Raw genomic sequence first — 13,809 nt, 5'->3', positions numbered from 1 at the left:
AGAACCCTTCACACTCGGCGCGAAACGGGCGTATGGGCTTGACAGATGGGGATCCGTGCTCGATCATCGGCAAACGGCGATGCCATCGCCGCGCGTCGTCCGTTGATGTGGGAAGAGCACCGGTCCCTGTGACACGCGGCGCGGTCGCGCTGGCGCGGAGGATCCGGGCATCGTAGGAGGAGTCACCGGTGAAGACATGGTCACGACCGGGTAGGTTGGTTCGGGCTGGCGTGGCGGCTGTCGCGCTGTCCCTTGCGGTCGGGGTCGTCGCCCCGATTGCCCAGGCGCAGTCTGGGACGATCAAGATCGTCTCCTCGCTGCCGCGCACGGGCAGCAGCAAGGGCCAGACGGACACCATCGTGAACGCCTTCAAGATGGCGTTTGACGAGTCCAACTACAGCGCTGGCGGTTTCACCATCGAGTACGAGGACATGGACGACGCCACCCCGGCGCGCGGCGCCTGGGATGCGGGCAAGGAAGCGGAGAACGCGAACAAGGCCGTCGCCGACGCCGACGTGATGGTCTACCTCGGCACCTTCAACTCGGGCGCGGCGAAGGTCGCCATTCCGATCCTCAACCGGTCGAGCCTGGTCATGATCAGCCCGGCCAACACCTACCCGGGCCTCACCAAGCCGGGCAAGGGCGAGCCAAACGAGCCGGACATCTACTACCCGACCGGCGTCCGCAACTACTCGCGCGTCGTGCCGGCCGACGACCTCCAGGGCGCGGTCGCCGCGAACTGGGCCAAGGCGCTCGGCGTCACCAAGGTGTACGTCCTGGACGACACCGAGTTGTACGGCCACGGCATCGCCCAGGTCTTCGCGGACACCGCTGCGAAGATCGGCCTGACGGTCCTGGGCGGCCCCGAGGGCATCGACTCGAAGGCCTCCGACTACCGCGCGCTGGCCACGAAGATTCGCGGCACCGGCGCGGAGATGGTCTACTACGGCGGCATCACCCAGAACAACGCCGGCAAGCTGTTCAAGGATCTTCGCTCGGTGCTTGGCCCGAACGCCAAGATGATGGGGCCTGACGGCATCTTCGAGCAGGCGTTCATCGACGACGCTGGTGATGCGGCTGAGGGCGTCTACGTGACGTTCGGCGGTATCGGCCCGAGCAAGCTGACGGGCAAGGGCGCGGCCTGGTACGCGGACTACAAGGCCAAGTACGGCACCGAGCCTGAGGCGTACGCGGCGTACGGCTACGAGGCGGCGAAGGTTGCGCTCGACGCGATCGCGCGGGCCGGCACGAAGGACCGCGAGGCGATCCGCGCGGCCGTCTTCGCGACCTCGAACTACGACGGCGTGCTGGGCACGTGGTCGTTCGACGCGAACGGCGACACCACCCTGACCACCATGTCCGGTCGAGCCGTCGTCGGCGGCAAGTTCGACGACGAGAACTCGGTGACGCTCCAGGCCGAGTAACGCGGCGACAGCAGCCAGAGATCAGGAGCCAGGAGGCCACTCGCCTCCTGGCTCGTTCCTTTGTCCGTCGAGCGAGTCTGCCCCCTCGTGGCTCCTGACTCCTGACTCCGGACTCCTCGCGTACAGCCCGTGCGCGCGGATGTACGCGGCGACCCGGTCGGGCACGAGGTAGCGCAGCGAGCGCCCTTCCGCGGCGCGGCGGCGCAGCTCGGTTGAGGATACGGCCACGCCGGGCGTCTCGACGATGGAGATCCGGCGGCTGGCGCCCGGCAGCCGCTCGTCCACCGACTCCGGCGACACAGTCTGCTGCCCAGGCCGCTCCACCACGATCAGCCGGGCCAGCTCCAGCACGCGCAGCGGCTCGCGCCAGCGATGCAGCTCGTGGAGCACGTCCATGCCGGTGATGAAGACGAGGTCTGCGCCCGCCGGCAGCTCCTGGTGCATCCGCTCCAGCAGATCGACCGTGTAGGACGGTCCGCCGCCGCCGAGGTCGGCGCGCGACAGCTCGAAGCGCGGATCGCCCTCGATGGCCAGCGTGGTCATGGCGACACGGTGCTCGGTCGGCGAGATCTGGTCGTTGAGCTTGAGCGGGTTGCGCTCGCTCGGCATGAACAGCACGCGGTCCAGGCCGAACGCTTCGAGCGCCTCCTGGGCTGCTGCCAGGTGGCCGAGATGCGGCGGATCGAACGTCCCGCCGAAGACGCCGATGGTGGTCACCAGTGGACGCCGGGGTAACGAGGGCCCTCACCGGGGGTGAGGGCATGCTGCCTCACTCCCACTCCAGCTCGACGTTCCCGAAGCGGACCGTGTCCCCGGAACCGACGCCTTCGGCCTCCAACGCCTGGAGGATGCCCATCCGCTTGAGCGTCCCCTGGAGCATCTCTACGGCATCGGGATTCGTCAGGTCCGTCATCGCCACGACGCGCTCGACGCGCTTGCCGCGCACCCGGTAGGCGCCGTCGTCCTCGGTCTCCAGCACCCAGCCCTCGTCGGCTGGCGAGAGCCGGTAGACCTTCATCGTCTCGACCGGGCGCGGCGGCTCCTTTGGCAGCGCGGCCAGCGTCTCCACCAGGACGCCAACCAGCTCATCGACGCCACGGGTCGTCACGGCTGAGACGGCCACCACCCTCGTGTCGGGCAGTTGCTCCCTGAACTGCGCGAGCAGCTCCGGCACGCGGGTCCGCACGTCGTCGCGGTCGATCTTGTTCAGCGCCACCACTTCCGGCTTGGCGGCCAGGGCCGGGTTGTACAGCTCCAGCTCCTCGCGGACCGCCTCGTAGGTCGCCACGGGGTCGGACACGCTTGCGTCGATCACGTGCAGCAGCACGCGTGCCCGCTCGACATGCCGCAGGAACTGGTGCCCCAGCCCGACGCCCTTGTGCGCCCCCTCGATCAGCCCGGGGATGTCCGCCAGGACGAACGTGAAATGATCGCGCTCGGCCACGCCCAGGTTCGGCTCAAGGGTGGTAAACGGATAGTCGCCGATCTTCGGGCGGGCCGCTGTCAGCGCCGCCAGCAGGCTCGACTTCCCGACGTTCGGGTAGCCGACCAGCCCGACATCGGCGATGCTCTTCAGCTCCAGCGTGACCCACGCCTCGGTGCCCGGCTCGCCCTTCTGCGCGACCGTCGGCGCCTGGTTCGTCGGCGTCACGAAGTGGACGTTGCCAAGGCCGCCGCGCCCACCCCGCGCGACCATCACCTCGTCGCCCGGCTGGCTCAGGTCGGCCAGCAGCTCGCCGTCCTGTGAGACGACGGTGCCCAGCGGCACGAGGATGCGGACGTTCTCGCCGGCCTTGCCGTGCTTCTTGGCCCCCGCGCCGTTGCCGCCGCGCCCCGCCTTGAAGTGGCGGCGGTTCGAGAACTCCAGCAGCGTGCTCACGCTCGGGTTCGCCACAAGGTAGACGCTGCCGCCGCGCCCGCCATCGCCGCCGTCCGGGCCGCCGCGCGGCACGAACTTCTCACGGCGGAAGCTGCTCGCGCCGTTGCCGCCGTCGCCGGCCTTCGCGAAGATCGCCGCCGTGTCGATGGTGTTCTGAACGTCAGGCTGCTGCAACTCACTCATGAGGGCGTGGTCGCCCCGGGGGCGGTGGCTTCGGGCGCGGTCGCTTCGGGCCTCGACGCTTCGCGCGCGCGGAGCCGCTTCGCCACCTGCCGGTTGACGAGTGGGCGGTAGGCCACCCAGATCAGCGCCGCCGGGATCAGCGGCGTGGTCATCGAAAGCATGGCCGGGAAGACCGGGCGCGCGTTGCCGGCCGCGAACAGGATAAAGAGCAGCAGGCAGCTGCCAGTCCAGATCGCAAAACTGGCGAGGGCAAACTTCTGAAAGATCTCGTTCGCGACGTGGCGGTGAAGCGCCTCTGCGTACGAAGGTTCGGATGCTGGTTGCATAGCCATAGGTAGAGGATACAGCCGGGCGCGCGTGCGTGGTCAGGATTGGGTATCGCCAGACGTGACGAAACGCGATACACTGTCCGGCGTGGAAGGGGACGGCAAGGCGGCCTTCTGGACGTTTGCTGGCATGGGCATCGCGTTCAAGGTGGTGACGTCGATCATCATCTTCGTGATGGCCCCGAGTGCCCATGCGGCCATCTTCCTCTTCGCGATGCAGTGGTACTGGTTGCTGCTGCCGCTGCCGTTCGCGATCGTGCCGGCCCTCTTCTGGCTTCGGCTCCGGCGGGCCCGTCGTCGCCGTCAGCAGTTGATCGCCTCCGAGTGGGCCGTCGAGCCAGACAGGGACTGGAATCCGACATCGGTCCGTGGCACAATGTGACCCCACCAGAGCAGTCCCCAGACACCGCCCCGAGGTAGCCGCGTATGCCCAGAAGGAATATTGTCTTCGCCATCGTTGCGCCGCTGATCCTGGCGGCGATCATCGTGGCCATTGTGGTGTCCGTTGGTGAGACGCTGCTCGCCGTGCACGAGTGGGCGCACCACTTCTATTATGTTGGTGAGCACCCCTCGGACGAGCTGAACAAGTATTGGCGGGAGATCGCCGCGCTTCTGCCCGTCCAGGTGGCGCTCGGGCTGGCCGTCGTGTTCCTGGTCGGTGGCATCGCTGCCTCTATGATTGCGCCACAGCCGAAGGCGAGCACCAGCGCGCACTAAGTCTCAGCCCCGCATCCGCAACGCGGCCCGGGGCTGCGCCGCCCACCACAACCCCTGAGCTTCCTCCGCTATACCCCTCCGCCAGGCCGGCGGTCTCTCGATCTCCACTCTCCCCATTCTCGATTGTGCTGCTGAGGGTCTGTTTTCCTGTCCACCCCTGCGCTACTATGCTGCCTGTCTCCCTCAGCAGGTGACACCCCTATCATCACCCACACGGAGGGATGGGATGCCGTTCCCTCGGGCATCCGGCGTCGGACGTAAGCTGACCCTTCTTGGCCTTGGCGCAATGCTTATGGCGTTGCTGTCCGGCTGCATGCAGCAGCCGTACACCACGGTCATGCCCAAGACCGAAGCCGCGCGCATGATTCAAGACCTGTACGTGCTCGTGTTCTGGCTGGCCGTCTTCGTCTTTGTCGGCGTACAGGCGGGCCTGGTCTACGTCCTCTGGCGCTTCCGGGCCCGGCCCGGCCACGAGATGCCGGAGCAGACGCACGGAAACACGACTCTGGAGATCGGCTGGACCATCGCACCGGCTGTCATCCTCGTGATCATGGCCGTGCCGACGATCCGGACCATCTTTGCGCTTGAGAGCGCGCCGCCGCGCTCGCCGGATGGTAATCCGCCGCTCGTCATCGAGATCACGGGCAGGCAGTGGTGGTGGGAGTTCAAGTATCCCGAGCACATGCTCGCGGATGGCAAGACGCCGCTCACGACGGCCAACGAGATGGTCATCCCGACGGGGCGGACGGTCTATCTGAGCATCACCTCGGACAATGTGATTCACAGCTTCTGGATTCACCAGTTGATGGGCAAGATCGACGCGGTGCCCAATCACGACAACCACATCTGGTTCACGGCTGAGGAGCCTGGGCAGTACTGGGGCCAGTGCGCCGAGTACTGTGGCATCCAGCACGCCCAGATGCGGATGAACGTCATCGCCATGTCGCCGGCGGACTACCAGGCCTGGGTGGCCCGGAACAGCAAGCCGGCCGTGCCCGAGACGGATCTTGCCATGGAAGGCGAGAAGGCGTTCGGGGCGAACGGCTGCGCCGGCTGCCACACGGTGGACGGCAATGCAACCGCCGTTGGCAAGACCGGGCCGAACCTCTCGCACTTCGGCAGCCGCACCACCATGGGCGCCAGCATCATGCCGAACACGGCCGAAAACCTGGCGGCCTGGATCGAGGATCCGCAGAAGATCAAGCCCGGCAACATGATGCAGAACCTGCACGTTCGCCCGAGTGACGTTGAGGCGCTCGTGGCGTACCTGCACAGCCTGAAGTAAGGACGTCGGAGGCACGATGGCAGTCACCCTTCCCCGACCCGCTCCGGCTGCGCCTGCTCAGGCCGCACCGGAATACGGCACGCTGCCGGCCTATCACGGCATCGTCAGCTGGCTGACGACCGTCGATCACAAGCGCATCGGCCTGATGTACGGCGTGTCGGCGTTCATCTTCTTCATCGTCGGCGGCATCGAAGCCCTGATGATCCGCATGCAGCTGGCCGTGCCGAGCAACACGTTCGTCTCGCCAGACGCGTACAACCAGCTCTTCACGATGCACGGCACGACGATGATCTTCCTCTTCGTCATGCCGATGAGCGTCGCCTTCTTCAACTACATCGTGCCGCTCCAGATCGGCGCTGCAGACGTGGCGTTCCCACGCCTGAACGCCTTCAGCTTCTGGACCTTCCTCTTCGGCGCGATCTTCATCAACATCAGCTACTTCTTCGATGGCCTGCCGGACGCTGGCTGGTTCGGCTACGCGCCGCTCTCGACGGTCACCTACTCCCCGGGCCACCGGCTGGACTTCTGGGCGCTCGGCCTGCAGGTGCTGGGCGTGGCCTCGATGGCTGGTGCGTTCAACTTCATGGTGACGATCATCAACCTCCGCGCGCCGGGTATGACCCTGATGCGGATGCCGATCTTCACCTGGAACACGCTCATCACGTCGTTCCTGCTGGTGTTCGCCTTCCCGGCCATCACCGTCGCCCTGATCCTGCTCACGTTCGACCGCCTCTTCGGCACGAACTTCTACTACGCGCCCCGCGGCGGCGATCCGCTGCTCTGGCAGCACCTGTTCTGGATCTTCGGGCACCCCGAGGTGTACATCCTGATCCTGCCCCCGATGGGCATGGTCTCCGAGATCCTGCCGGTCTTCTCGCGCAAGCCGCTGTTCGGCTACCCGTTCGTGGTCTACGCAACGGTAGCCATCGGGTTCATCGGCTTCGGCGTGTGGAGCCACCACATGTTCACGACGGGCCTCGGGCCGATCGCGAACTCGTTCTTCGCGGCCAGCACCATGCTGATCGCGGTGCCCACAGGCGTGAAGGTCTTCAACTGGATGGGCACGATGTGGGGCGGCTCGATCCGCTTCACCACGCCGATGATGTACGCCATCGCGTTCGTCTCGATGTTCACCATTGGCGGCCTCAGCGGCGTCATGCACGCGGTCGTGCCGATCGACATGCACCACCAGGACTCGTACTTCGTGGTGGCGCACTTCCACTACGTGCTGTTCGGCGGGGCGATCTTCGGCCTGATCGGCGGCATGGTGTTCTGGTGGCCGAAGATCACCGGCCGATTCATGGATGAGAAGATCGGCAAGTGGGCCTTCTGGCTGATATTCGCCGGCTTCAACCTGACCTTCGGCCCGATGCACTTCCTGGGCGTCGACGGGATGCCGCGCCGGATCTACATCTACGGCGAGAACCAGGGCTGGTCTGGCGGGTGGATCTACAACCCGTTTGGCGGCGGCTGGCAGCACGTCCAGTGGCTCGGCTGGAACATGGTCGCGACCATCGGCGCGTTCACCATCGCCCTCGGCGTGGCCGTGTTCATCTACAACATCTACCAGTCCATGCGGAAGCCGAAGTCGGCCGGCAACGATCCGTGGGATGCCGCTACGCTCGAATGGAGCCTGCCGTCCCCGCCGCCGATCTACAACTTCGCGGTGCCGCCGGTGGTGCGCTCGCGGGATGCGTACTGGGCCTGGAAGCGCCGCCCGCAGGCCGTCGAGGCTGGTGAGACCGAGGCGACGCTGACCATTGCCGGGCACACGGTTGGGCACGCCGAGTTCGACGAGCCGGTGACCGAGGAGTACCTCGCGCAGGAGGCCAACGAGCGGTACATCGATCCGCGCTCGATGCACCTGCCGAACCCCTCGTTCTTCCCGTTGGTCTGTGCCCTTGGCCTGGTGTGTCTGGCGGCTGGCCTGATCTTCGGGTACGCGCTGTCCGTCGCGGGCGTGCTGTACCTGATCGTCGGCATCGGCGGCTGGGCGCTCGAGCCGGCAAGCTAGGCAGGGAGCGAAGAGTTGAGCATCGCGCACGACATCCACGCCCCTGCGGGCGCTCATGGCGGGGGGGACGGCCACGTGGTGGCCCACCACCCGCCGACCTCGACGGGGCTCGACAGCCGCAAGCTGCTGATGTGGCTGTTCCTGGCCTCAGACTGCATGTTCTTCGGCTCGCTGATCGGCACGTTCATGGTCTACAAGGGCCGGAGCATCGTCGGCCCGAGCCCCCACGACATCTTCGACATCCCGTACACGTCGGTCAGCGCCTTCGTGCTCCTGATGAGCTCGCTGACGATGGTGCTGGCGCTCGCCGCCATCCAGCGGAACGATCAGATTCGGGCGCGCATCTGGCTGATCACCACCGCGCTGCTCGGCTCGGTGTTCATCGGCGGCCAGTACTACGAGTTCACCGTCTTCTACCAGGAGGGCCTGACCCTCTCGCACAGCCTGTTCGGCTCGTCGTTCTTCACGCTGACGGGCTTCCACGGCGCGCACGTGTCGCTCGGGATCTTCTGGCTGCTGTATCTGGTCGCTGGATCGTTCACCGGGCGGCTCAGCGGGCCTGACAAGGCGTTGTGGGTGGAGATCGCCGGTCTCTACTGGCACTTCGTCGATATCGTCTGGATCGTGATCTTCACGGTCGTGTACCTTCTGCCGTAACGTTCGGCCACCCCTTCCCTTCATTTCACTGGCGTCTGGAGAGAGGCCGATGGTTCTGGACTCGAAGCAAATGGAGTGGGCGAGCCGGCAGGGGCTGGACACCGCCGCACTCAAAAAGGCCAAGGTGCCGATCTTCGGGAAGTGGTACTTCCCGGATCTGCCGGCCAACGTGCCGCTGGTGAACCTCAGCACCGGCGAGGTGGAGCAGTTCCCGCCCGGGTATCGCGCGGGAGCGGTCCTCTACGCCAAGGAAGAGGATCTGAAGCGGGCCGGCCTCGGACCGTACAAGGGCGCAGCGACGGTTGCCGCCGCGCCGTCTGCTCCTGCTGCTGAGCCGGTCGCGGCGGCGCCGGCCGCCGTTGCCGCTGCGCCCCGGCCGGCCGCGCCGGCCACCCATGTGCCGGCCGCCCATGCGCCGGCTGTGCACGCTGCGCCGGCTCACGCCCCGGCTCATGATGGTGGGCATGCGACGGCTGCTCACGCGGCGCACGGCGTCGAGGAGCACGCGCATCCCGGCTCGCAGACCTACATCGTGGTGGCCCTGATCCTCTGCGTCATCACGGCGATCGAGGTGGCGGTCTACTACATCCCCGCCCTGCTTGACTTCATCTTCGCGATCCTGATCTTCCTCTCGGCGGTCAAGTTCGTGATGGTCGTCGGGTGGTTCATGCACCTGAAGTTCGATCACAAGTCGTTCACCTGGTATTTCGGGGGCGGCCTCGCCGTGGCGATCGCACTGGTGATGGCGCTGATCGCGCTGCAGATCGCCACGCACGGCCACCCGCCGGGCGATGGCAATGCCCGTGTGTTCCCGTCAGGGATCGCCGCGCCGGCATCAGCGCCAGCGCCGTCTGGCGGCCACTAGACCCGTTCGCAGACTCGCGGGCCGAGCGTACAAGCGCTCGGCCCATCGTCGTTCACGGCCCGGTTTCTCGTTCCCCTGGCTTCCCGGAGACGGCTATGTCCCTTTTGCTCTCCCTCACCGCGTTGGCTCAGGCTGCCACGGCGGCAGCGCAGGCCGGGCCGTCCGCCATCCCGCCCTTCACCTGGAGCAGCTGGTCCGGTGACGGCGTTCTCCGAGGCGGGCTGCTCCTGCTGGCAGGGGTCTACCTGCTGGGCGTGGGGCCGCTCCGGAAGCAGTATCGTCTGGGGCCGCCCGCCAGCAAGGGGCAGATCGCGCTGTACCTGAGCGGCGTGTTCTGCCTGCTGGTTGCGCTTGAAGGCCCCATCCACGAGTTGAGCGACACCTACCTGTTCAGCGCGCACATGGTGCAGCACATGCTGCTGATCTACGCCGCGCCACCGTTGATGCTGCTCGGCATGCCGGGCTGGCTGCTGCGGCCCGTGCTGCGGCTGCCCGGCGTGATGCGGCTCGCCCGAGGCCTGACGAACCCGTTTGTGGCGCTGCTCGGCTTCAACCTCGTCTTCTCGCTCTACCACATCCCGCTGTACTACAACGCCGTCGTCGCGGATCATCGCCTGCACGTGGCGGCGCATCTCGTCTTCATTGTGCTGGCCGTGATGACCTGGTGGCCGATCCTGAGCCCGCTCTCGGAGCTGCCGCGCCTGTCCTATCCGCTCCAGATGCTCTACGTCTTCGCGCAGACGTTCTCCGGGTTCATCGTCGGCTCGTTCATCACCAATGCGCGGACGATCCTCTACACGTTTTACCTGGACGCCCCGCGCACCTGGGGACTCTCGCCGCAGGACGATCAGCAACTGGGCGGGCTGATCATGTGGATCGTCGGCGGGTTCTACCTGCTGATAGTCTACAGCGTGATCTTCTTCGCCTGGGCCAACGCCGAGGGCGTCCACGACGACGTGGCCGTGCCGATCCGCCCTCGGCCGCGCCGGGCTGTTCCTGGACAGGTCACCGGGGGTGACGGGCAGGCGGCGGCCGGGCAGGGGCGGAATGGGCAGGCTGCCGGCGAGCACGGGGTCAACGGACAAGGCGCGAGTGGGCAGCCGGCGACGGCGGCCGGCTCATCCGTGCGGTCTGGCGCTCCGTCGGACGAGGGGGACGGGACGCGGCAGGCGGCAGGCTCGCCCCTGGATCTCGGGGCGCGGCACGTCGTGACGTCAGCGCCGGACCGGTCGCGCCTGAACTGACGCGGCCCGCACGCTGATGCGGCCGGAGTAACCTCACCCCCGTCCGCTGCGCGGCGCAACTATCGGCTTCGCCGACATCATCCGCGGCACGGAGAGGGGCCGGGGGTGAGGTCTCCCGGCTGCCTCAGTGCTGCTCGGTGTGCGGCCAGATGCACCGTGTGCCGAGGCCGGCCTCCATCGAAGCCACCGGCTGGCGAGGCTCCCAGCGGTCGATGAGCCAGTGGCTCGGCAGGCGTGAATCGCAGGGTCGCTCGGTGCCCATCGTCAACCTGACCGCGGCGAGAAACGACCTCCCGTCCGTCATCCCGACCCCATTCGGCACGCTCAGGGCAAGCTACGCGAGGAACGTGCATGCCCGTCTCGTCATCCCGACCGTAGCGAGGAACCTGCCCCGCCGTCATCCCGACCGCGGCGAGGACCGAGCGGAGCGGAGGGATCTTCTCCTTCTGTAGCGTGAGGAAGATCCCTCGACTGCGTTCGCAAGCTCAAGTCGCTCGGGATGGCGGGGGAAGCGTCAAGTGACCCGACCCGGTCGTTCACGCCTGACAGACCAACTGACAGGCCATTAGTGGCCGTCCGGGACGGCAGACGGGGCGCACGTCACCCGCACGTTACCATGCGCCGAACGCCACGTCCGTCGCCGGTGGCGCGACCGACGGCGGGTAGATCAGATAGACCGTCCCGCCGGAGTGCGTCAGCCAGAGCCGCTCCATCGCGGGGCGTGGGTAGACTCGCCGCACGGAGATCCCCAGGCGAGGATCGGCGGCCGGGTCGTTGACGACGACATCTCCGGCCGGCGTGAACCCGACGATGACCAGCAAATGGCCGTCTGTGGATGGCACGGCGGCGTTCCCAAGCTCCCCGGGCGACCACGCAAGGCTGGCAACGACCGGGATGCCGGCCTCGATCCAGCGCTCGACCTGGGCCAGCGAGGACATCCGGCTGACGTAGGCAGTCAGCCCGAACTGGCTGGCGTAGGCCGTGTTGAACGGCCAGTTGCCGTTGCCACGATAGACCACGTCGTAGACGGCGGCGGCGACCTCGGGCACGGGACGGTCGAGGGCCGGATCGCCGAGGCGCTCCCCCCAGTACGCCATCACCATGCTGGTGGAGGTCGGGCTGCACCAGACCGGGCCGCCGTTCGGGTAGACCATCTGCGAGCGCTCGGGCACGGGCAGGGTGACGCCCAGCGCGCCGCTCGCGCTCTCAAGCGGGCGCGCCGTCGGGGATGGCGACGAAGCCAGGACCGCTACCAGCGACACCGAGGGGGCGCGGTCAGCGGCGAGGGCGTCGGCAGCGGTGGGAGCATCGGCGCGCAGGGTCAGAGCCACCTGATAGGCTGTCGCCGCCTCCGCCAGCATGATGGTGTCGGTGGAGACGCGGCCATCGGCGTCGCGCTGGTTCTTGACGCTCTGGCGGCGCTCCGGCCCGGCGTCGGAGGCCCAGGAGCCGAGATCGTACCAGCGGGTCCAGCGGCCGTCTGGCCCGCCGACCTGCGCGCGCACCCGCACCTCGATCCAACTGCCGGCCGGCGTCTGCGCGTTCCAGGAGGCGATCAGCTCGCGAAAGGTGGTGGTGGTGGTCTTGACGGGGCTGACCGCCAGCCCGGCCACGCCGGCCGGCCGCTCCAGGCCCGCGAAGGTGCCGGCTTCGGCGTCGGCGCTCACCTCGGCAAGCGCCAGGCGACCGTCCGCTGCCCGCGCGCCCTGGAAGCTCCAGTCCTCGAAGCCGGTCGTGCGGTCGGCGCGCCACAGCTCGTGGACCGGCACATCGGCGGCGTGCGCCGTGGGCGACGCGGCCGGCGGCCAGCCGCTCATGCTGACGCCGGCTCCCAGCACGACCGCCAGCACCAGCAGGAGCACGCGCATGCCTGACCCTCCACGCCGGCAGGATACCGAACGCCGTCCGGCGGCGGCCACGTTCAGGGCGGCGGCCACGCTCAGACGGTCGCCTGGATCTCCTTCGGCGCCTGCCAGATCTCGCGGACCGGCTCGCGGTAGATCGCTTCGAGCAGGTGGGCCAGCCGTGCGATCTTGGCCGTCACCGCGATCTCGCCCTTGTCCGGCGAGGATGGGTGTGGGTTGCCGATCGCGCCCGTCTTCGAGAGGTCCGCCGAGACCCAGGCCTCGATGGCGTCGTTCCCCTTGAACGAGAAGCCGACCTCGGGCCGGACGGAGTAGAGATAGCCGTCGGCCACGTCCATGTTCACCAGCTCTGGCGCGAGGTAACGGACCGCCGAGGTCTCGCCGTCGCCGCCGTGCATCGAGACGGCCGCCTCCTCAGCCGAGACCAGCCCCGGCACGCTGCCGATGCTGCCGAGGTGGATCTTGAAGACCCGCAGCCCGGTCGCCATCTTGATGTCGCGGTGGAAGTCGTCGATGATGCCGTTGTTGCCGCCGTGGCTGCCGATCAGCACGAACTTCGAGAAGCCGCTGCGCTTGACCGACATGGCGATGTCCATCATCACCGCCCGCAGGGTGTTGCCGCTGTAGGTGAGGGTGCCCGGCCACTCCTCGTGCTCGACGCTCTTGCCGTACATCGTCGGCGGCAGCCCGAGCACCATCACGTCGTCCGGCAGGCGGGCCATCGCCGCGCCGATGATCTCCGGGCCGATCAGCGAGTCCGTGATGACCGGCAGGTGCGGGCCATGCTGCTCGACGGCGCCGACGCTCAGGACGGCGGTCGCGTTCGGATCGCTCTTGCCGATCTGGTCGATCTCCGGCCAGGTGTAGTAGCCCCAGAACCGGCGCGGCGGGATGCAGCCGTGGACCGAGACGGAGAGGGTATCGGGAATCTGCTTCAGCATCGAGAACTCGCTCCTCAAGCGGTGGGCCGTGCGTCAGACCAAGGAAAGGTCAGACGGCAGGCGCAGTGCGGCAAAGGATACCCTGTCGCCTGCGCCGAGCCGCCTCCTGGCGGGCAGGCCTTCATCATGGGCTTCAAGAACGTGTCGGTCCAGGCTGGCTGCGGACCGAGGACCGCCTTCAGCCGCTCGATCTGGTCCCAGGCGGCCAGGCCAAACTCGAACTGCCCCAAGGCCACGAGCTTGACGACGTCCACGCCCCACGCCGGGGCCGCCCGGCGTGACGGTCGGTTCCACAGGGACGCTCCTCCCCCCCCGCCCCGCTCTCCCGCACGCGGGAGAGGGGGAGCACGGCCGTCAGGACCGGCTGGGCGGGCAGGTCTGGGGAGGTGGGTGGCCCGGCGACCAGACT

Annotated in this window: 13 protein-coding genes; 8 read left to right on the top strand and 5 right to left on the bottom strand. The window is 67.7% G+C overall.

All coding sequences use genetic code 11. The features are described 5' to 3' along the window. Positions 1-215: 215 nt before the first annotated feature. On the top strand, positions 216-1,424 hold the full coding sequence (locus IT306_11400; protein ID MCC7369023.1) for a branched-chain amino acid ABC transporter substrate-binding protein: 1,209 nt from the start codon (positions 216-218) through the stop codon (positions 1,422-1,424). A 21-nt stretch (positions 1,425-1,445) separates the two neighbouring features. Here IT306_11400 and IT306_11395 read toward each other — a convergent pair whose 3' ends face one another. The 3 genes from IT306_11395 to IT306_11385 are packed head-to-tail and all read right to left on the bottom strand — an operon-like array spanning position 1,446 to position 3,818. After that, complete coding sequence (locus IT306_11395; GenBank protein MCC7369022.1) at positions 1,446-2,141, bottom strand: nicotinate-nucleotide adenylyltransferase; 696 nt, start codon at positions 2,139-2,141, stop codon at positions 1,446-1,448. A 52-nt stretch (positions 2,142-2,193) separates the two neighbouring features. Further along, positions 2,194-3,486 (bottom strand): GTPase ObgE, encoded by a 1,293-nt coding sequence (gene obgE / locus IT306_11390; protein ID MCC7369021.1) that lies wholly within the window; start codon positions 3,484-3,486, stop codon positions 2,194-2,196. Next, positions 3,483-3,818, bottom strand: a complete 336-nt coding sequence (locus tag IT306_11385; GenBank protein ID MCC7369020.1) for a hypothetical protein — start codon at positions 3,816-3,818, stop codon at positions 3,483-3,485. The genes obgE and IT306_11385 overlap by 4 nt, the downstream gene beginning before the upstream one ends. A gap of 55 nt (positions 3,819-3,873) precedes the next feature. Between IT306_11385 and IT306_11380 the strand changes: the two genes are divergently transcribed. The 7 genes from IT306_11380 to IT306_11350 all read left to right on the top strand — a co-directional run bounded on the left by IT306_11380 (position 3,874) and on the right by IT306_11350 (position 10,594). Then, positions 3,874-4,194 (top strand): hypothetical protein, encoded by a 321-nt coding sequence (locus tag IT306_11380; GenBank protein ID MCC7369019.1) that lies wholly within the window; start codon positions 3,874-3,876, stop codon positions 4,192-4,194. Positions 4,195-4,238: 44 nt separating this feature from the next. Continuing rightward, the gene (locus tag IT306_11375) at positions 4,239-4,529 is read left to right on the top strand and encodes a hypothetical protein (GenBank protein ID MCC7369018.1); all 291 of its coding nucleotides are present in this window, start codon (positions 4,239-4,241) and stop codon (positions 4,527-4,529) included. Positions 4,530-4,755: 226 nt separating this feature from the next. Next, on the top strand, positions 4,756-5,814 hold the full coding sequence (coxB, locus tag IT306_11370; protein ID MCC7369017.1) for a cytochrome c oxidase subunit II: 1,059 nt from the start codon (positions 4,756-4,758) through the stop codon (positions 5,812-5,814). 16 nt (positions 5,815-5,830) lie between these two features. Continuing rightward, a complete protein-coding gene (ctaD, locus tag IT306_11365) occupies positions 5,831-7,828 on the top strand; it encodes a cytochrome c oxidase subunit I (protein ID MCC7369016.1) in 1,998 nt (665 codons plus the stop codon). Positions 7,829-7,957: 129 nt separating this feature from the next. Beyond that, positions 7,958-8,485 (top strand): cytochrome c oxidase subunit 3, encoded by a 528-nt coding sequence (locus tag IT306_11360; protein MCC7369015.1) that lies wholly within the window; start codon positions 7,958-7,960, stop codon positions 8,483-8,485. A 70-nt stretch (positions 8,486-8,555) separates the two neighbouring features. Further along, positions 8,556-9,350, top strand: coding sequence for a cytochrome C oxidase subunit IV family protein (locus tag IT306_11355; GenBank protein MCC7369014.1), 795 nt, complete (start codon positions 8,556-8,558; stop codon positions 9,348-9,350). Between the two features lie 95 nt (positions 9,351-9,445). Continuing rightward, on the top strand, positions 9,446-10,594 hold the full coding sequence (locus tag IT306_11350) for a cytochrome c oxidase assembly protein (protein ID MCC7369013.1): 1,149 nt from the start codon (positions 9,446-9,448) through the stop codon (positions 10,592-10,594). A gap of 611 nt (positions 10,595-11,205) precedes the next feature. Here IT306_11350 and IT306_11345 read toward each other — a convergent pair. After that, positions 11,206-12,462: a peptidase C39 family protein gene (locus IT306_11345; GenBank protein ID MCC7369012.1), complete on the bottom strand. Its 1,257-nt coding sequence runs from the start codon at positions 12,460-12,462 to the stop codon at positions 11,206-11,208. A gap of 71 nt (positions 12,463-12,533) precedes the next feature. Next, entirely contained in the window at positions 12,534-13,400 is an 867-nt protein-coding gene (locus tag IT306_11340) for a creatininase family protein (GenBank protein ID MCC7369011.1), read from the bottom strand. Between the last annotated feature and the right edge of the window lie 409 nt (positions 13,401-13,809).

The sequence above is a fragment of the Chloroflexota bacterium genome, assembly GCA_020850535.1.
Lineage (GTDB): Bacteria > Chloroflexota > UBA6077 > UBA6077 > JACCZL01 > JADZEM01.
Note: the sequence above shows the minus strand (reverse complement) of the source record. Positions and strands in the feature narration are given on the sequence as shown.

Excerpts from the sequence above, each read along its gene's own strand:
- IT306_11350 (MCC7369013.1), top strand. The coding sequence starts at position 9,446 with ATGTCCCTTTTGCTCTCCCTCACCGCGTTGGCTCAGGCTGCCACGGCG.
- IT306_11345 (MCC7369012.1), bottom strand. The coding sequence starts at position 12,462 with ATGCGCGTGCTCCTGCTGGTGCTGGCGGTCGTGCTGGGAGCCGGCGTC.
- IT306_11360 (MCC7369015.1), top strand. The coding sequence starts at position 7,958 with ATGTGGCTGTTCCTGGCCTCAGACTGCATGTTCTTCGGCTCGCTGATC.
- IT306_11340 (MCC7369011.1), bottom strand. The coding sequence starts at position 13,400 with ATGCTGAAGCAGATTCCCGATACCCTCTCCGTCTCGGTCCACGGCTGC.
- IT306_11355 (MCC7369014.1), top strand. The coding sequence starts at position 8,556 with ATGGAGTGGGCGAGCCGGCAGGGGCTGGACACCGCCGCACTCAAAAAG.
- obgE (MCC7369021.1), bottom strand. The coding sequence starts at position 3,486 with ATGAGTGAGTTGCAGCAGCCTGACGTTCAGAACACCATCGACACGGCG.
- ctaD (MCC7369016.1), top strand. The coding sequence starts at position 5,831 with ATGGCAGTCACCCTTCCCCGACCCGCTCCGGCTGCGCCTGCTCAGGCC.
- coxB (MCC7369017.1), top strand. The coding sequence starts at position 4,756 with ATGCCGTTCCCTCGGGCATCCGGCGTCGGACGTAAGCTGACCCTTCTT.
- IT306_11385 (MCC7369020.1), bottom strand. The coding sequence starts at position 3,818 with ATGGCTATGCAACCAGCATCCGAACCTTCGTACGCAGAGGCGCTTCAC.
- IT306_11375 (MCC7369018.1), top strand. The coding sequence starts at position 4,239 with ATGCCCAGAAGGAATATTGTCTTCGCCATCGTTGCGCCGCTGATCCTG.